The sequence below is a fragment of the Streptomyces sp. NPDC001927 genome, assembly GCF_053594455.1.
This window is the reverse complement of sequence record NZ_JBSFEN010000003.1, coordinates 166,181-182,888: the sequence shown is the minus strand read 5'-3', so window position 1 is coordinate 182,888 and position 16,708 is coordinate 166,181. Positions and strand designations below refer to the sequence as shown.

The 16,708-nt window shown below is 70.8% G+C and carries 13 protein-coding genes; 2 read left to right on the top strand and 11 right to left on the bottom strand.

The window, feature by feature from the left end; genetic code table 11:
* Positions 1 to 4: 4 nt before the first annotated feature.
* The 4 genes from ACWCO8_RS08360 to ACWCO8_RS08345 all read right to left on the bottom strand — a co-directional run bounded on the left by ACWCO8_RS08360 (position 5) and on the right by ACWCO8_RS08345 (position 6,847).
* Complete coding sequence (locus ACWCO8_RS08360; protein WP_451031564.1) at positions 5 to 1,417, bottom strand: family 2B encapsulin nanocompartment shell protein; 1,413 nt, start codon at positions 1,415 to 1,417, stop codon at positions 5 to 7.
* A gap of 172 nt (positions 1,418 to 1,589) precedes the next feature.
* Positions 1,590 to 3,536 carry a hypothetical protein gene (locus tag ACWCO8_RS08355; protein WP_451031563.1) on the bottom strand — a complete coding sequence of 649 codons (1,947 nt, stop codon included), beginning with the start codon at positions 3,534 to 3,536 and terminating at the stop codon, positions 1,590 to 1,592.
* 75 nt (positions 3,537 to 3,611) lie between these two features.
* Positions 3,612 to 5,123, bottom strand: a complete 1,512-nt coding sequence (locus ACWCO8_RS08350) for a patatin-like phospholipase family protein (RefSeq protein WP_451031562.1) — start codon at positions 5,121 to 5,123, stop codon at positions 3,612 to 3,614.
* The gene (locus tag ACWCO8_RS08345) at positions 5,120 to 6,847 is read right to left on the bottom strand and encodes a GMC oxidoreductase (protein WP_451031561.1); all 1,728 of its coding nucleotides are present in this window, start codon (positions 6,845 to 6,847) and stop codon (positions 5,120 to 5,122) included. Before ACWCO8_RS08345 ends, ACWCO8_RS08350 begins: the two co-directional genes overlap by 4 nt.
* Positions 6,848 to 7,110: 263 nt before the next feature.
* Here ACWCO8_RS08345 and ACWCO8_RS08340 point away from each other — a divergent pair, with 263 nt between their 5' ends.
* Together ACWCO8_RS08340 and ACWCO8_RS08335 are read left to right on the top strand one after the other, a co-directional pair.
* Complete coding sequence (locus ACWCO8_RS08340) at positions 7,111 to 7,923, top strand: YhjD/YihY/BrkB family envelope integrity protein (RefSeq protein ID WP_451031560.1); 813 nt, start codon at positions 7,111 to 7,113, stop codon at positions 7,921 to 7,923.
* A 236-nt stretch (positions 7,924 to 8,159) separates the two neighbouring features.
* A complete protein-coding gene (locus ACWCO8_RS08335; RefSeq protein ID WP_451031559.1) occupies positions 8,160 to 9,941 on the top strand; it encodes an alkyl/aryl-sulfatase in 1,782 nt (593 codons plus the stop codon).
* On the opposite strand, the gene ACWCO8_RS08330 is transcribed toward ACWCO8_RS08335, so the two are convergent.
* The 7 genes from ACWCO8_RS08330 to ACWCO8_RS08300 form a co-directional block, all read right to left on the bottom strand.
* Positions 9,931 to 10,839, bottom strand: coding sequence for an alpha/beta fold hydrolase (locus ACWCO8_RS08330; protein WP_451031558.1), 909 nt, complete (start codon positions 10,837 to 10,839; stop codon positions 9,931 to 9,933). The genes ACWCO8_RS08335 and ACWCO8_RS08330 overlap by 11 nt on opposite strands.
* Before the next feature lie 87 nt (positions 10,840 to 10,926).
* Positions 10,927 to 12,033: a sensor histidine kinase gene (locus ACWCO8_RS08325; protein ID WP_451031557.1), complete on the bottom strand. Its 1,107-nt coding sequence runs from the start codon at positions 12,031 to 12,033 to the stop codon at positions 10,927 to 10,929.
* Positions 12,026 to 12,736: a response regulator transcription factor gene (locus ACWCO8_RS08320; RefSeq protein ID WP_451031556.1), complete on the bottom strand. Its 711-nt coding sequence runs from the start codon at positions 12,734 to 12,736 to the stop codon at positions 12,026 to 12,028. Before ACWCO8_RS08320 ends, ACWCO8_RS08325 begins: the two co-directional genes overlap by 8 nt.
* A 34-nt stretch (positions 12,737 to 12,770) precedes the next feature.
* Positions 12,771 to 13,484, bottom strand: coding sequence for a VanZ family protein (locus ACWCO8_RS08315; protein WP_451031555.1), 714 nt, complete (start codon positions 13,482 to 13,484; stop codon positions 12,771 to 12,773).
* Positions 13,485 to 13,574: 90 nt separating this feature from the next.
* Entirely contained in the window at positions 13,575 to 14,444 is an 870-nt protein-coding gene (locus tag ACWCO8_RS08310) for a hypothetical protein (RefSeq protein WP_451031554.1), read from the bottom strand.
* Positions 14,441 to 16,213, bottom strand: coding sequence for a GMC family oxidoreductase (locus ACWCO8_RS08305; RefSeq protein ID WP_451031553.1), 1,773 nt, complete (start codon positions 16,211 to 16,213; stop codon positions 14,441 to 14,443). The genes ACWCO8_RS08310 and ACWCO8_RS08305 overlap by 4 nt, the downstream gene beginning before the upstream one ends.
* Positions 16,210 to 16,602, bottom strand: coding sequence for a hypothetical protein (locus tag ACWCO8_RS08300; RefSeq protein ID WP_451031552.1), 393 nt, complete (start codon positions 16,600 to 16,602; stop codon positions 16,210 to 16,212). Before ACWCO8_RS08300 ends, ACWCO8_RS08305 begins: the two co-directional genes overlap by 4 nt.
* Positions 16,603 to 16,708 lie beyond the last annotated feature (106 nt).

The following is a 16,708-nucleotide window of genomic DNA, read 5'->3' as shown; positions in this document are numbered from 1 at the left end:
GGCCCTAGTGGCGCCAGCGCGCGATCTGTACGTTCTCCAGCACGCCGAGGGCGTTGGGCACGAGGATCGCGGCGGAGTAGTAGGCGGTGACGAGGTACGACATGATCGCCTGCTCGCTGATGCCCATGAAGCGCACCGACAGGCCCGGTTCGTACTCCTCCGGCAGGCCCGTCTGGCGCAGCCCGATGACGCCCTGGTTGTCCTCGCCGAGGCGCATGGCGAGGATCGAGCTGGTGTTCTCCGCGCTGATCGGGATCTTGTCGCAGGGCAGGATCGGGACCCCGCGCCAGGCGAGGACCTGGCGCCCTTCGAGCTCGGCGGTCTCCGGGTAGAGCCCGGAGGCGTTCCACTCGCGCCCGATCGCGGCGATCGTCCGCGGGTGGGCGAGGAAGAGCTTGGTGCCGCGGCGGCGGCAGAGCAGCTCGTCGAGGTCGTCCGGGGTGGGCGGGCCGGAGTGGGGCTGGATCCGCTGCTTGTAGTCGGCGTTGTGCAGCAGACCGAACTCGCGGTTGTTGATGAGCTCGTACTCCTGGCGCTCCCGCAGCGCCTCGACGGTGAGCCTGAGCTGCTCCTCCGTCTGGTTCATCGGCCCGTTGTAGAGGTCGGCGACCCTCGTGTGGACCTTCAGGACGGTCTGCGCGAGGGAGAGTTCGTACTCCCGCGGCTTCAGCTCGTAGTCCACGAACGCACCGGGCAGTGCGACTTCGCCGGTGTGTCCCGCGGACATCGCGATCTCGGCCTCGCCGTGGTGGTTCTGGCGTCGGTCCGGCAGCGAGCTGAACTGCCGTACATGGGCCTGGAGATGGGGGGCCGAGGAGAGCACGGCGGCGAAGTCGGCGCGGGACAGGGTGAGCAGGGTGCCTGCGGTCTCGGCGGTGGCGGAGTAGGGCCAGCTGCCCTCGCCGTCCAGCAGGACGTGCTCGCCGAACCGGTCGCCGTCGGCGAGCACCGCGACGCCGACCTCGTCGCCGTACTTGCCGACGGAGGTCTGGTTGATCCGGCCGCGGGCGATCAGGTGGATGTGCCGGGCGGGCGTACCGCGCTCGACGAGCACCTCACCGGCCCGGAAGTCGCGCTGGACGCACCTGCCCGCGATCGCGGTCAGCACCTCCACGTCCTCGAAGCCGCGCAGCAGGGGCAGTTCGCCGAGCTCCTGGGGGATCACCCGTACGTCCGTGCCGTCCTGGACGAACTCGATGCGCCCATCGCCGACGGTGTAGCTGAGCCGCCGGTTCACCCGGTAGGCGCCGCCCTTGGTGTCGACCCAGGGGAGCATCCGCAGCAGCCAGCGATCGGTGATCTCCCGCATCTGCGGGGCGGACTTGGTCGTGGAGGCGAGCTTGCGGGCGGCCGCGGTGCTCAGGCTGGACTGCCGGGGCAGTGCCGCCTCGGCTTCCGGGCCGGTCTCAACGGTCATCGGACGAGAACTCCTTACGCACGGCGAGAGAGGGAACGTCGAGGGGTGGAAAGCGGGTCGTACCGTCGGGAATCCGTCCGGATCCCGGTGAACAGTAGCCGCGGAATTGCCCTGGTCACCGCTTGATCCCGGGGGGATTACCTCGATGAAGTGACCTTGATTCGTACGGGGTTTATTCGGGCGACCGACGGCTTTTGAGCCACTTGACCGAGAGCTGCCGGGCGGAGGCCAGCCAGGAGGAGGCCACCTCGGGCCGACCCGCGATCACGACGGGCTCTTCGATGAGCCGGACGGTCGGCGGTGTCACGGGCACCGGCCGCGTCCACGCGGCCGCCCGGGGATCCGCGTCCTCCTCCAGGCGCCAGTCCCGGCACGTGCTGTCGAGCGCAAGGGGGAAGAGGGTGAGGGTGCCGTCCCGCGCGATGTGCATCCGGACGAAGCCCTTGTGGTCGTCGATGGACTGCCCGGACATCTGCCACTCGGCGGCCTCGCCCTCGTGCGACCACCGCACCCACAGGGCGAAGAGCTCCGACCCGAGGGACGCGCCCGCCACGGCGGCGACGACCAGCAGGATGAGGAGCACCAGGAGCCCGTTCCAGGAGGACGGGACCTCCCGCGCGATGGCGACGGTGGCGGCCACCGCGGCGGCGGTGACCGCCAGCTGGAACAGCACGGCCACGACAGGGCCGGACGGTGCCCTGGGCCGCCGTTCGCGCAGCAGCCCGCGCCACCAGCCGATCACGAAGGGCAGGAGGAAGAAGCCGGCGCTCGTGCAGAGCAGGCCGAGCAGGTCCTCGCCGTCGGCGGCCCGCAGGGCGTCGACGGGATTGTGTCTGCCCTCGCCCAGCGCGAAGGCGCCCGTCATGACGAGGGCGAGCACGATCTGGACCACCGCGGCCAGGACCGCGAACCCGGGGTTGCGCAGCGGGAGCCAGTGCCGCGACCAGGGCTTGGCGATCGCGCGGGCGAGCGAGCGGGACTCCTCCGGATCCGGGTACGTGTGCGGGGCGAGGGTGAACGAGACGGGCGGGTCGTCCTTCTCCCGCAGGCGCGAGGCGGCCGACGGCAGCGACAGCTCCTTCGGGAGCCGTTCCGTGGCCGCCAGGTACGCGCCGCCGAGGCCGCACGTCACCATCTGGCGGCGCCGCGGGTCCGGCGGCAGGGCGCCGTCGGCTCCAGTGCCGCCCTCGGCTCCCGGCCTGTCGCCGGCTCCGGGCGCGTCGTCGGGCAGCCGTTCCGCGTAGCGGGCGTAGTGGTGCTTGTCGCCGGTCAGCCACAGCCGGATCGACGCCCCCGTGGGCTCGTGCGTCCGGGTCTCCCGGTCGAACCGGCTCCGTACGATGTTGCGGTCGAACCAGTGCAGTGAGTTGAAGGCGTCGGGCTCCTCGACGCTCTTCACCCAGGTGGGCGCGGCGGAGCAGACGATCACGCTGTCCCCGGGCTCCAGCAGTGGCGACAGGTGGGTCTCGAAGTAGCGCCGCTGCGGATCGTCGACGTACGAGCCGAGTTGGCTGTCGAGGCCGACGAGCCACCAGCGCTGGGGCAGCTGCACGGCGAAGTAGCTCCGGGTCTGCCGGGTCTCCCAGCCGCCGATGGGACGCTCCTGGGCGAACACCCGCAGGAACGCGGTGAGTCCGTCGTACCAGTCGTGGTTGCCCGGCAGCGCGACCATGAGCGGCTCGTCCGGGGCCCACGGCAGCGCGGCGCGGTAGGGGCCCTTCATCCGGTCCTCGTACGCGCTCGTCGACGCCACCGGGTACACCTGGTCCCCGCCGAGGACGAGCAGCGAGCCACGGGGGAGCCGGGTGTGCTCGGGTACGGGGAGCGAGTCGGCCCCCAGGGCGGCCGCCACCGAGGCCGTCGCCTCGAAGCCGTCGCCGAGGTCCGCGACGAAGTCGATCCAGATCTCCTCGGCCCGGGGGTGGGAGAGCGGTGCGTGCAGGAGTCCTGCTTCGAGCGCGCCCTGGATCTCGCGCTTGTCCGAGTAGCCGGCGAACATGGCGGCGAGGCCGACTTTGACCGCCGTACGGGTCAGCTCCTTCGGCGCCAGCCAGCGCACCGGTTCCTGGGGGGTGAACCGGAGCGCCTCCGCGTGCTTGCGCAGCTCATGGAAGTCCACGACTGCTCCTCCTCGGTCACGGCGGACTCGATCAGGCGGACTCTGTGACGGCGGACTCGGTCACGGCGGACCCGGTCACAGTGGGGACCAGGGCAGGACGTTCTGTGCGTAGACGTCCCAGAGCCTGCCGGCGAAGAACTGGCCGAATCGCCCGAGCGTGGTCACCCTGCCGGGCAGCGTCGGGGCTTCGACCCGGAAGGTGGTGAGCTGCTTCAGGAAGTCGGCGGGGCGGATGCGGATGGTTCCCGAGGCCACCGTCTCGGCCTCGGACTCCTCGTCGGCGTGGACATGGCCGCGGAGCACGCGCGTGTGGAGGACGGACGTGTCCTTCCAGACCCCTCTACGGGAGTCCTCGCGGACGTCCTTGTACCCGCTGAGCGTGAGCGGGTGGCCGGCCCGGTCGGCGAAGAACACGCGGTAGAGCATCCGCAGATGCTGCGGGTCGTCGTGCTCCACGAACAGCTGGAAGGTTCCTCGGTCGATCGGAAGGCGCCCGCCCAGCTCCTGGCAGACGACCTCGCCGCGCAGCGCGGCCTCGTGCGCGGGGTCGACGAGGAAGCGGTCCACGCCTTGGATGTCGACGGTCACGTGCAGGGCGAGGTCGGCCGCCGCTCGCCCCTCGGGCGGGAGCCCTTGCGTGCCCTCGTCCTCCCCGAAGACCACACGGCCCACCATGCGTTCGGTGAAGCGCAGCCGGGTCCGATCGTCGGGGCGGCCCGGAGGGGCACCGGGCTTCCAGGGGATCCCCTGCTCCGTGCACCAGGAGCGGGCACGCTGGACTCCGAGCTCGACGGCCTGGGCGAAACGGTCCCTGCTGAAGTTGATGAGGTAGTTGAGGGGTACCTCGCCCTCCAGGAGCCGGACCTCGATCGGGCGGCCGAACTCTCCTTCCTCCCCTCGGCGGATTGCCGCATTGCTGGCCTCGACCCGGCGCAGCCAGTGCTGGAGCTGACCGTTGGCGGTCGTCTCGATGATGTGGAAGTAGTTGGCGATGAAGCCGTCCCGCCAGCGGTGCCTCCGGCTGACCGTCCAGACGATCCACAGCTCGTCGCAGCCTCGCCGGATCGCCTCCTCGACGTTTCCATCGGTCAGATAGACCGGGTCGATGTAGGTCTGCCCGTCGATGACGACCGGAGGGAACCACATGGGCAGTGCCACCCCGGCGCAGAACCGCTCTTCGTCCATGCCGTCGGCGGTCACCACCTCGAGCTCGTTGGCGCTGAAGTTGTAGAGATTGAAGGTGGCTTCCCGATCGGTGGCCCGGATGCGAGCCCAGTCCAACCCCCACTCCGGAAACACGCGACGCCGATAGCCGTCCAGCGTGAAAAGGGAGCGGGCGTACGGTCCCTTCGGCAACTCACGCCAGTTCGGCGTGACGCCTTTCAGCGGAGAGAGCTTGCGCCAGTTGTCCGCGATCTCGCGCCCGGACATGCCCTGGCAGTACATCGCGAGGTTGAACACGCCTCCGCTGGCGCCGTCGGTATGGTCGAAGGTCAACTCGGCCTCGTCGAGCAGGACTTGGAGGACGCCCGCCTGGTAGGCGACCTTCAGGCCACCGCCGGCGAGGATGAGTGATCTGCGCGTCATGAGGGTCCCGTACCGTTCTGCTGGAGGTCCTCGACGAGACGGAGGGCCGACCGGTCGGCCAGCGCCGCGATGGTGAGCGAGGGATTCGGGCCCACTGGTCCGGGCAGCACCGAGCCGTCGGCGATCGAAAGGCCGGGGCAGCCGTACACCCGCCCGAAGGAATCCACCACGCCTTCCCGCGCGTTGTGCCCCATCGGCGCGCCGCCCACGGGATGCACGGTGATGAGGCGGTTGAGCAACCACAGGGGATTCGCGGCGTAGCGTCCGCCGAGACTGTGGGACACGGCCTGCATGGTCGCGTTCATCTGGTTGAAGTACTCATTGGACGCGGCCAGTTTCCAGTCGAGGTCCAGATGCCCGTCCCGGAGGAACATCCGGCCGTTGGGGACGTCTCTGCCCATGCCGAGCAACGGCACGGACGTCGCGGTGAACAGCCCTTTGCCCATCGCCTCGTTGAGCTGTCGCCCCACCCGGCTTCTGGCGGTCCTGGTCAGCTGGGACCACCCTCGCCGCAACAGGAACCTCCCGACCCTGTGGGACAGGGTGAGGACGTTGTGCTCGACGAGCCAGTTGAGGAACTCCGGGTATCCGGCGTCCTCGATGTAGAAGCCCCGGTCCCTCGCGCCGCTCCCTTCGCGGTCCACCTTGATGGCACTCGTGATGACCGGGCCGAAACTCGGTTCCAGGAGGCGGGGTTCATTTCCCTTCCGTGCCTTGAACACAAGGCCGAGAAAGTCCCCGTTCCCGGAGAAACGCGTACCAAGGGCGGGGCTGAGCGCGGGAAAGGCGCTGCGGTTCCGCAGCAGCAGATAGGTGGTGCCGAGCGTGCCGGCGGAGAGGATCAGGTGCCTGGCCCTGATGGTGTGCCGCACGGGACGAGCCGACGGATCTGCGTCGGCGTTGTGGTCGATGTAGGAGACCAGGAACCCTTCCTCGACCCGTTCGAACGAGCGGACCTCGCAGAGGGTGCGGATCTCCGCCCCGAGCCGGTCCGCGGCGCTGAGGTAGGTGAAATCCAGACTGTTCTTGCTGCCGAAGTTGCAGCCGAGGTCGCATTCACCGACGAGCCTGCACCCGTAGCGCGGGGCGTGGTGCAGATTGTCCTCACCGCCCGGGAGGGGAGCACCAGGACGGTCTCCGAAGGAGACGGCCAGGTGCGGAAGTTCCCACGGAAGACCGAGGCTCTCGGCAGCGTCCCGCATGGCATGGGTCTTGGGCGTGTGCGCGTAGGGCTCCACATCGAAGGGGTACCGCTCGGCGCCCAGCATGGTCTCGACGGATTCGTAATGTGGTTCGAGGTCCCGATAGGTGACGGGCCAGTTCTCGTAGCCGCCGTCGAACGACTCGTGCACGAACCAGTCCTCCGGCTTGCGGATCAGCACGTTCGCATAGATCAGGGAGCCACCGCCGAGCCCGCTGGACACCAGCGCGTCCATCTTCGAGAAGCTCCACATGTCGTACATCCCGAACAGGCGGGAATCCGGATCCCAGAAGTTCTTGGCCGTTTCGTGGGGGCTCCGCGGAAAGGAGCCGGGAGGGAACGGCTTTCCCCGTTCGAGTACGCACACGCGGAGGTCGGCCTCGGCCAGGCGGTACGCGGTCACGGCCCCGCCGAACCCCGATCCGACGACGACGGCATCGAAGACGTCCACGCTCGCCACCTCTCGGAGACGAAGCCGAAAACAAATGCTCTGACTGCCCCCGTCGGCGGCTGCCGCACGCACGACCTCCCTCCATGGTTCACCCAGGTGGCGTCCCGCGCACGTCGGTGGGACGCGCCCTCGGACGCGCCCCCTGACGCGCCCCTGGACGCGCCCCGGCGTTCCCCCGTACGGATCGGCGGGCTCGCCCGGGACCGTGCCGCCCCGTCCAATGGACGGGCGGGGTGGGTACGGGAGGCCGGATGAGGTGGGCGAGCCGGGTGCGGAGCATCCGGAGGGGTGCCGAGAGCCGCTTTCCCGTTCTCACCGAGCTGACGAGCAGGCTGATGAGCGGGAACCTGCTTGACGCGGGAACCCGGCTCGCGGCCCAGGCGTTCTTGGCAGCGGTGCCGCTGCTGTTCGCCCTGGCGGCCTTCGCTCCGCACGGCGTACGGGACCAGATGCGCGACTCCCTGCGCGCCATGTTCGGCCTGACCGGCGTGTCGGACCAGGAACTGCAGAAGGTCCTGAACGGTTCCGGCACCGAAGGGCTGAAGGAGACCAGCGGGGCCGTGGGCGCGCTCGTGGCCCTCGTCTCGGCCACGAGCTTCAGCCGCGCCATGGCCCGGGTGTGCGAGCGGGCTTGGGGGCTGCCCAGGGCGGGGACCCGGATCGCCGCCTGGCGGTGGACGGTGTGGCTGCTGGCCCTGGTCCTCGTGGTGCTCCTCCAGGCGCCGATCCGCAGCGGCTTCGGGGCCGGCGCTTGGCTGGGCGTCCCGCTGTACTTCCTCGTCAGCACCGGGGTGTGGCTGTGGACCCAGCACCTCCTGCTGGTCAAGCGCGTCCGCTGGCTACCACTCCTGCCCGGCGCCCTTCTCGCCGCGACGGCCACGACCGTCCTCGGCCTCACGGCCCGCCTCTACATGCCCAACGCGCTCAACCGGGCCCTGAGCGAGTACGGCTCGCTGGGCCTGGTCCTGACGATGCTGTCGTGGCTGATCGTGGTGTGCGCCGCGCTCACCTTCGCGTTCACCATCGGCGCCGTACTCGCGCGGGAACCGCCCCTCAACCGCCACCTGGGAACCGACCGTCCCGCCGACGCCGACGCCGACGCCGACGCCGATGCCACCACTGACACTGACACTGACACCGACGCCTGAAGCGTTCATCCGTATGGAGCAGTCCGGATCGTGCCCGTCCCGAACGCGGGCGGAGGGTGGGGTGACGCGTCGGCCACCACCCGGCAGGTGCGCGAGGAGCGAGGGAGAGCCCGATCGATGACCGGGAACGAGGACTCCAGGCCGGCCGAGCAGGGGATCGTACGGGGCAACGAGGAGGTTCTGCGGCGGCTCCCTTCGACGACACGCGCGACTTCGACGACGCGCGCCGCGGCTACATGGGGACGGCGGAGGAGACGCTCGTCCGCGACGACCAGGGGCGTACCGTCTGGGACCTGGAGGCGTACGACTTCCTCCAGCAGGACTGCCCCGACACGGCCAACCCGAGCCTGTGGCGGCAGAGCAGGCTCGCCGCCGAACATGGCCTGTTCGAAGTCGTCGAAGGCATCTACCAGGTCCGCGGGTTCGACCTCTCCAACATGACGGTCGTCGAGGGCGAGCGGGGCGTCCTGGTGATCGACCCCCTCATCTCCGCGGAGACCGCGGCCGCGGCCCTCGCGCTCTACCGCGCCCACCGGGGCGCCCGGCCGGTGATCGGAGTCCTCTACACCCACAGCCACGCCGACCACTTCGGCGGCGTACGGGGCGTGCTGACCGACGAGGAGGTGTCGACCGGCGTCCCGGTCATCGCCCCGATCGGCTTCCTGGAGCACGCGGTCAGCGAGAACGTCTACGCGGGTACGGCGATGGCCCGGCGCGCGGCCTACATGTACGGTGCCGTGCTGCCGACGGGGGAGCGTGGGCAGATCGGCGCGGGCCTCGGACAGGCCACCTCGTCGGGTTCGGTCGGGCTGATCGCACCGACCCTGGACATCACCCGCACCGGGCAGACGGAGACCGTGGACGGCATCCGGATGGTCTTCCAGCTGACACCCGGTACGGAAGCCCCCGCCGAGCTGAACATCCACTTCCCCGACCACGCCGCGCTCTGCATGGCCGAGAACGCCACCCACAACCTGCACAATCTGCTCACCCTGCGCGGAGCGGAGGTGCGCGATCCACGCGAGTGGGCGCGGTACCTGACCGAGGCCGTCGCCCTCTTCGGCGCCGACACCGACGTCGCGTTCGCCTCGCACCACTGGCCGGTCTGGGGGCGCGAACGAGTCGTCGAATACCTCTCCGAGCAGCGCGACGTCTACGCCTACCTGCACGACCAGACCCTGCGCATGCTCAACCAGGGGTACACGCCGTTGGAGATCGCCGAGGAGATGAGGATGCCGCCGGCCCTGGAGCGGGCGTGGCACACCCACGGCTACTACGGCTCGGTCAGCCACAACACCAAGGCCGTCTACCAGCGGTACATGGGTTGGTTCGACGGCAACCCGGCCCACCTCTGGGAGCATCCGCCCGTCGCGAGCGCCACCCGGTACGTGGAGTTCATGGGCGGCGCCGACGAGGTGCTGCGCCGCGCCCGTGAGTCGTACGCGCGGGGCGACTACCGCTGGGTGGTCCAGGTGGTCAATCACGTCGTGTTCGCCGACCCCGGCAACGCCGCCGCCCGCGAACTCCAGTCCGACGCCCTGGAGCAGTTGGGGTACGGCAGCGAGAACGGCACCTGGCGCAACTTCTACCTCACGGGAGCCATGGAGCTGCGGCACGGCTCGGCCGGTACGCCGACGGTCGTGGCCTCTCCCGACGTGCTGCGGGCGCTCACCCTCGACCAGCTCTTCGACTCCCTCGCCATCCGGGTCGACGGCCCGAACTGCTGGGACGCGGACATCTGCGTCCGCTGGAACCTCACAGCCGGCGACCCCGTCACCCTCCGTCTGCGCAACGGCGTCCTCACCCACGTCACCGGCACCGGCCCGGCCGCGCCCGAACCGGACGTCCAGCTGACGCTGGACGAGGAGGCCCTGCGCGCGGTCCTGCTGGGCGTCACCCCCCTGCCCGACCTGGTCGAGCAGGGCAGGGCGACGGCCGAAGGCGACCTGACGAAGGTGGCCGAACTCCTCGGCCACCTCAGCGATCCGGACCCGGACTTCGCGATCGTCACGCCGTGAGCGCACGGCTCCCGTCGGCCACGAACCCGGCGACCGCCTGGGCGAAGCGCTCGGGCTCCTCCAGATGGCCGAAGTGGCCGCTGTTCTCCAGGATCAGGAGCCGGGAGTCGGGGATCATCTCGTGGAGTTCCTCGGCCCACCGCACCCCGCACACGACGTCGTGGCGGCCGACCACGACGAGTGCGGGGACCTTCAGGGTGTGCAGGGCCGCGCGGTCGTCGATGGGGTCGGGTGCGCCGTGCTCGTCCCGGCCCGAGATGTAGGACGCCCGCAAGGCGTCCCGGAAGCCGTCCCATCGCGGCGTGTCCGCCCAGTAGTCGGCGACGTACGCCGGGACGATTCCCTTGGCGGCCGCCATCATGGCGGTGTCGTCCGTGATCGACGGGAACGTCCCGAACGCCCCCATCACGGCCTCCAGTTCCGGAAGCTCCGCGTGCCGGACCGCGAACTCCGCCACCCGGCGCATGAGTTCCTCGCCGTGCTCGGGTCCGGTGACGGGCGCGCTCTCGTACAGGACGACCCCGGCGAGCTGGTCGGGGTGGTGCAGCGCGTGGTACTGGGCGACGAAGCCGCCGTGCGAGTGCCCCAGGACGTGCACCCGCTCCACGGGCAAATGGTCGATGAGCGCGGCCAGATGACGGCGGTAGCGGTCCCGGGTGTACCCGTGGGGGTGCGCTCCGAGCCGCTCCGAGCCGCCCGTGCCGACCGGCTCCAGGTACAGCATGGTCAGGTGCGTCTCCAGCTGGGGCGCCCGCAGGTACCCCCACTCGATGCCGGGCCCACCGGGGTGCGCCACGCACACCGGTCCGGTGCCGTGCACGTGGTAGCGCAGGGCGAGGCCCTCCACATCAAGGGTGTGCGTGCCTTCGGTGAGGGGTCCGGTGATCGTTCGTTCCATTGCTGCTCCCGAGCATGACGGTGGGTCGATGTCGGGGACAGGACGCGGGGGAGCGACGGAAGTTCGATCCTGATGGTGTGGGGTGGGTCACATGCCCAGGAGTCGGATTCCGGGGAGTCGGACCGTGACGACGAGGCCGCCGGTGGGGCGCGGGGCGAGATCGAGGGTGCCGTTGTGGGCGCGGACGATGCTGTGCACGATGGCCAGGCCGAGCCCGGCGCCGACGTGCTCGTCGGTACGGGCGGCGTCGCGTGTGCGTTCCGTGCCGCGCTGGAAGGGTTCGGTGAGCGTCGGTACGAGGTCCGGGGCGATCGGGTGGCCCGTGTTCTCGACCCGCAGCACGCAGGCGTCCCCCTCCGCTTCGGTGTGAACCGTCACGGTCCCCCCGACGAGGACGTTGTGGACGATGGCGTTCTGGACGAGGTTCGTCATCATCCGCAGCAGAAGCTCCGAGGAGCCGCTGGTGAGGGTCGCTCCGCCGGTGACGTCGAGCGTGATCCCGCGCTGTTCGGCGAGAGGAAGCAGGGTTTCGGCCGCTTCCTCCGCGACGAGGGAGAGGTCGACGCTCTTACGGGCGAAGGTACGCCGGTCGCTGCGGCTCAGCAGCAGGAGGGCCTCGGTCAGGTCGATCGCCCGCGTGTTGACGACCTGGAGGCGTGCGAGGAGTTCCTCCCGGTCCCGCGTCGGGTCCTTGCGGGCGACGTCGAGCAGGGTCCGCGAGATCGCCAGCGGGGTGCGCAGCTCGTGGGAGGCGTTCGCGGCGAACCGCTGCTGCTCGGCGACGTGCGACTCGAGCTGTTCGAGCATCGAGTCGAAGGCGTCGGAGAGTTCACGGAACTCGTCCTGGCGGCCCTCCAGATGGATCCGATGGGACAGCGACCCGGTCGCCCCCGCCCTCCGTGCCGCGGCCGTGATCCGGGTCAGCGGCGCGAGCATCCGGCCGGCCAGGAACCACCCCCCGACCAGGCCGAACACGAGCAGGAAGAGCATCGAGAGCGCCGCGGCGGGGGCGAAGGTACGCACGAGGAGGTAGCGGTTGGGCGACTTCCCGAGGAGGCCCTGCGGGTTGTCGGGGACGTAGCGCAGGATGAACACCCACACCACGACCAGGAGCAGGGTGCCGGCGACGGCGAGGAAGCCGGCGTAGCTGAGGGTGAGCTTCAACCGGGCGCTGAGCCCGCGCCGCCTAGCCATGCGTACGGCCCGGACGGGGATCGGGACCCGGGCCGGGACCGGGGCGGGCGTCGATGCGGTAGCCGACCCCCGGCACCGTGGCGATGATCCACGGCTCGCCGAGCCGCTTGCGCAGTGCGGAGACGGTGATGCGCACGGCGTTGGTGAGGGGGTCGGCGTTCTCGTCCCAGGCCCGTTCGAGGAGCTCCTCGGAGCTGACGACTCCGCCCTCGGCGGCGACGAGGACTTCGAGGACGGCGAACTGTTTACGGGTGAGCGCGACGTACCGCCCGTCGCGGTAGACCTCCCGGCGGAACGGGTCGACCCGCAGCCCCGCGATCTCGCGGACCGGGGGCCGGGCGTACGCGCGTCGCCGGTCGAGCGCCCTCAGCCGCAGCACCAGCTCCCGCAGGTCGAACGGCTTGGTGAGGTAGTCGTCGGCGCCGAGCTCGAACCCGGAGGCCTTGTCGTCGATCCGGTCGGCGGCGGTGAGCATGAGGATCGGGATGCCGCTCCCGGAGGCGACGATGCGCCGGGCGACCTCGTCCCCGGACGGGCCGGGGATGTCGCGGTCGAGGACCGCGAGGTCGTAGGTGTTGACGCTCAGCAGCTCCAGGGCGGTGTCGCCGTCGCCCGCGATGTCGGCGGCGATCGCCTCCAGGCGCAGACCGTCACGGACGGCTTCGGCCAGGTAGGGCTCGTCCTCCACGATCAGTACGCGCATGACCGAAGCCTAGACACATCACCGGGCACGCCACTCAGCCTGCCGCCGCGGGCACCGGCCGGCGCGGCCGGTCCACCGGCTCCTCCGCCCGCGTCCGCCACCAGCGGCGCGACGCGAGCCCGGCCAGTACGGCGCCGGTGGCGTTGACCAGGACGTCGTCCACGGAGGACACCCGGTCGAGGTCCAGGACGTACTGTGCGGTCTCGACCAGGACCGAGCAGCCCGCCCCGAGCGCCAGGATCCGCGGTACGGAAGCCGGCGCGGCGAACCGCATCGGGGCGAAGAACCCGAGCGCCGCGAAGACCAGCAGGTTGCCGATGATCCCGAGCGACCCCATCGTGACCAGGTCCCGCAGCGGCACCAGGCTCACCCGCTGGGGAACGACGCCGGCCCCGCCGCCCGGCATCAGGATCATCCAGACGAACGGCACCGTCCCGTGCACCATGCCCACCTCGGCCAGCGACCTGCGCCACGCCGATGTGCCGTCGACACCGGCGGCCCGCCGAAGGCGCGCCAGCGCCCACACCACCAGCAGGGACAGCGGCACCGCGACCAAGGTCATGAGCACCACACCGTTGAACGTGTCGTAGCAACCGTGCCACCGCCCGGCCATGCATCGAGGAGCGGACATCATGAGCGGCCCCCGTATGACGAACAGGGCACACCCCAGGCCGAGGACCAACAGGCCGACGATCACGATCCTGAGCGTGCGGCGGGGTGGTGCGGACAGGGAGGCGTCATGGTTCATGCCCCCATGATCAGCGGACGGCCGTTGCGACGGCGTATGCGGTTTTCGATATGCCCGCGATATACGGGACGCAGGCTCGTCAGTCCCCTCTTACGAGCGGGGTCCCTTCGGCAGGTAGTACGGGCGGTTGTGGGTGGCGACCGGGGGTGATTGGTACGTCCAGGCGCCGGTGGCCGGGGTGGTGGTGGGGAGGAGGGTGTGGAGGTCGTCGCCCAGGGTGGCGGCCGGGGTGTGGAGCGTCAGGTGCGTGCGGGTGGAGTGTTCCGGGGACGTCAGGTCGTACCAGCGGTACGGCTGGGAGAGGTTCATGGGGCCGGCGAGCAGGCGGCCTTCGGCGTCCGTGCCGTAGCCGGTGACCGGGGCGGAGTTGGCGGCGACCGAGGCGAGGCCGTCCAGGTCGGCCGTGAGGTCGAGCAGCGGGCGCAGGCCCTTCTCCAGCGCGTCGCCCGGACCGATCGCGGCCGCGTTGCACCGCACCGTCCACGTGTCGCCCGCCGGACCGTTGAGGGACGGCAGGCTCACCTCGAACCAGCCCGGGTGCTTGGGCTCGGCGTACAGCTCGCGACCGGCGCGGATCGCGAACGGGTTGTCGCACACGACGTGCAGGCGGGCGATGCCCAGCAGCTTGGTCTGGTCCCAGCCCTGCGCGTACTGGGCGTAGCTCAGCCGCGGCAGTCGGTGGCCCTCGGCCGTCGGGAAGGCGATGACGTTGACCTCGATCTCCTGGGTCACCCCGCCGCCGAACCCGTACTGCGCGAAGTACAGCTGGTAGTTGAGTGAGACCAGCGCCCGGCCGTCCTCGAACGTCGCCGCGGTCAGGTCCGGGTGCTGCTTGGCGAGCAGCTCGCGGACCGGCTCCGGTTCGACCAGCCAGTCGATGCCGAGCTGGTGCAACGCCCCGTAGTGAAAGGGGAGTTGGAAGGGGGCCGGGACGGGAGGCAGGGGGAGGTGGGGCGTCACTGTCGGACTCCTTCGGTCGGTGAGAGGGATGTCGGGCGATCGCGGGCCGTCAGGTCCCGCTCGATCCGCTCGGCGCTGCGCAACGCAAGCGCCGCCATCGTCAGCGTCGGGTTCGAGGTGGCCACCGACGGCATGCTGCCGCAGCCGACCGCGTACAGGCCCGGGTGCTCCCAGCAGCGCTGCCAGGAGTCCACCACCGAGGTGGCGGGGGAGTCGCCCATGATGTGCGTGCCGGCGGCATGACCGGCCCCGCGGTAGCCGTACGTACGGCCACCGTGCTCGAAACGGCCTGGCCAGGCCTCCACCGGCGCGTAGTCCGTGTGGTCCTCGGCGCCGAGGAGCGCGAAGATCTGGTCGGAGACCGCCCGCGCCGCCGCCATGCCCTCCTTCACATGGTCGTCGAGGTCGTACGTGACGAGAGGACGCGGCAGGCCCAACGCATCGCGCTCGTAGGGGTGGAGAGTGACCCGGTTCGCCGGATCGGCGGCCTGCTCCATCTCGAACTGGAACGTGAACTGGCGGCGGAGCCGGTCACCGACCGCCCGCCTCAACTCGCTTCCGAATAGGCCCTGTTCGGTGAGGAAGTGGTGGACGTCCGTGTCCACCGGGCCCTTCGCCCACACCCAGCCCCACGTCCCGAACTCCACACGGAACGGCGCCCGTAGCCGCCGCGCCGGGCCTGCGCGGAAGCCCTCGAAGCCCGAGACCGAGCCCGGGCCCCGGTACGGTCCGGTGTCCTCGGGCAGCAGGCCCCAGGTCAGCAGGACCGGATGGTCCATCAGATTGCGGCCGACCTGGCCGCTTCCTTCGGCCAGTTCGGAGAGGAGCAGCAGCCGGGCGTTCTCCACGGCGTGCGCGGCGAGCACGACGACATCGGCGTACGCGACGGACACCTCCCCGTCGTACGCGCGGTACTCCACCCCCGTCGCCCGCCCCCGCCCGTCCACGAGGACGCGGCTCACCACGGACCGGTCCCGGAGCGTGACGGTCGGGCTCCAGCGGCCCTGGGTCTTGAGCGGGGTGTACTTCGCGTACGAGGGGCAGTGCGGGATGCAGCTCGCGTTGCCCACGCACCGGCTGCCCGGATCCGGCCGCCCGTCCCGCCCGCGCGGCACGTAACCGCGACCGCCGTCGTACCGGGGGTCCGGGACGCCGTTGCGCGCGTGCGGGGTGCCGACCACCCGCAGCTCGACCTCCCGCAGTGCGACCGGGTCCTTGACGCGCCGCCCGTCGAGGCGCCCGGCCAGGAGGCGGTCCAGACGCGCGGCCGGCAAGGGGCGCATGGGGAAGACGTAGTCGTCGGGGAACGGCAGGCCGAGCTGTACGCGCTGCTCGTCGGCGTCGGCGGCCACGCCCAACTCCTCCTCGGCCAACCGGTAGTGGGGTTCGAGCTCCTCGTACGAGAGCGGCCACCGCCGCCCGTAGCCGAAGGCCTCCGTGTCGAAGTCCTCCGGGAGCATGCGGGGCGCGAGGCCCGTCCAGACGTTGCCCGTACCGCCGTTGGCGCGGACGTAACCACTCGCGTAGGGGAGTGGGCCGTCCTGCAGCAGGTGGCCGGATGCCCGGAAGCCGGGTACGTCGTCCGTGCCTACGAGGTCCGTCACCTCAGGTGAGGGGGCGGCCGGATGCGATCGGGCCGGGGGCGCGCCGCCCGAGGTGCCCGCCTCCAGTACCAGGACCCGGCGGCCGTGCCTGCCGAGCCGATCCGCGACGAGTGAGCCCGCGACCCCGGCGCCGACGACGATCACGTCGTACCGGCTCGAACTCACCGGACGCTCCCCTCGACGGCGTCGCCCACGTCGGCCCAACTCCTGTACCCGCCCGGTTCGGTGGCCGGTGCGTGGAGGCCGGCCGCCTTCCACACCAGGCCCTCGGCCTGGGCGCGCGGGGACACCACGATCGGTGGCGTGCCCGGCCACCTGCCCGTGTACCAGAGGTACGTCACCGCCCGGGCCGCCTCGCGCAGCTCACCGTCCAGGGCCTCGTCCGGGTTCCGCAGCTCGCGCAGCAGGCGCTCGTACCGTTCCGCGCCGAGCTGCTCCGCCGCCACCGACCGATACGTCTCGGTCAACTCCGTTGCCTCCAGGGCCACTTCGTCGAAGCCGGTCAGTCGTACCGACAGGGCGGTGAAGCGCTGTGTCTCGTCTCTGTTGGGCACGTGATCATCGGTGCCCCGCCGCCCGCCGGCCCATGCGGTGCGCCCCCGCAACGGCTCGATTGCGACGCCGGGCTCTCCCTCGTACGAATGGTGGCGTACGGCCTGC

What these genes read in the sequence shown, in the direction of transcription:
- ACWCO8_RS08360 (WP_451031564.1), bottom strand. Translation starts at nt 1,417, where the DNA reads ATGACCGTTGAGACCGGCCCGGAAGCCGAGGCGGCACTGCCCCGGCAG.
- ACWCO8_RS08350 (WP_451031562.1), bottom strand. Translation starts at nt 5,123, where the DNA reads ATGACGCGCAGATCACTCATCCTCGCCGGCGGTGGCCTGAAGGTCGCC.
- ACWCO8_RS08340 (WP_451031560.1), top strand. Translation starts at nt 7,111, where the DNA reads ATGAGCGGGAACCTGCTTGACGCGGGAACCCGGCTCGCGGCCCAGGCG.
- ACWCO8_RS08335 (WP_451031559.1), top strand. Translation starts at nt 8,160, where the DNA reads ATGGGGACGGCGGAGGAGACGCTCGTCCGCGACGACCAGGGGCGTACC.
- ACWCO8_RS08330 (WP_451031558.1), bottom strand. Translation starts at nt 10,839, where the DNA reads ATGGAACGAACGATCACCGGACCCCTCACCGAAGGCACGCACACCCTT.
- ACWCO8_RS08325 (WP_451031557.1), bottom strand. Translation starts at nt 12,033, where the DNA reads ATGGCTAGGCGGCGCGGGCTCAGCGCCCGGTTGAAGCTCACCCTCAGC.
- ACWCO8_RS08320 (WP_451031556.1), bottom strand. Translation starts at nt 12,736, where the DNA reads ATGCGCGTACTGATCGTGGAGGACGAGCCCTACCTGGCCGAAGCCGTC.
- ACWCO8_RS08315 (WP_451031555.1), bottom strand. Translation starts at nt 13,484, where the DNA reads ATGAACCATGACGCCTCCCTGTCCGCACCACCCCGCCGCACGCTCAGG.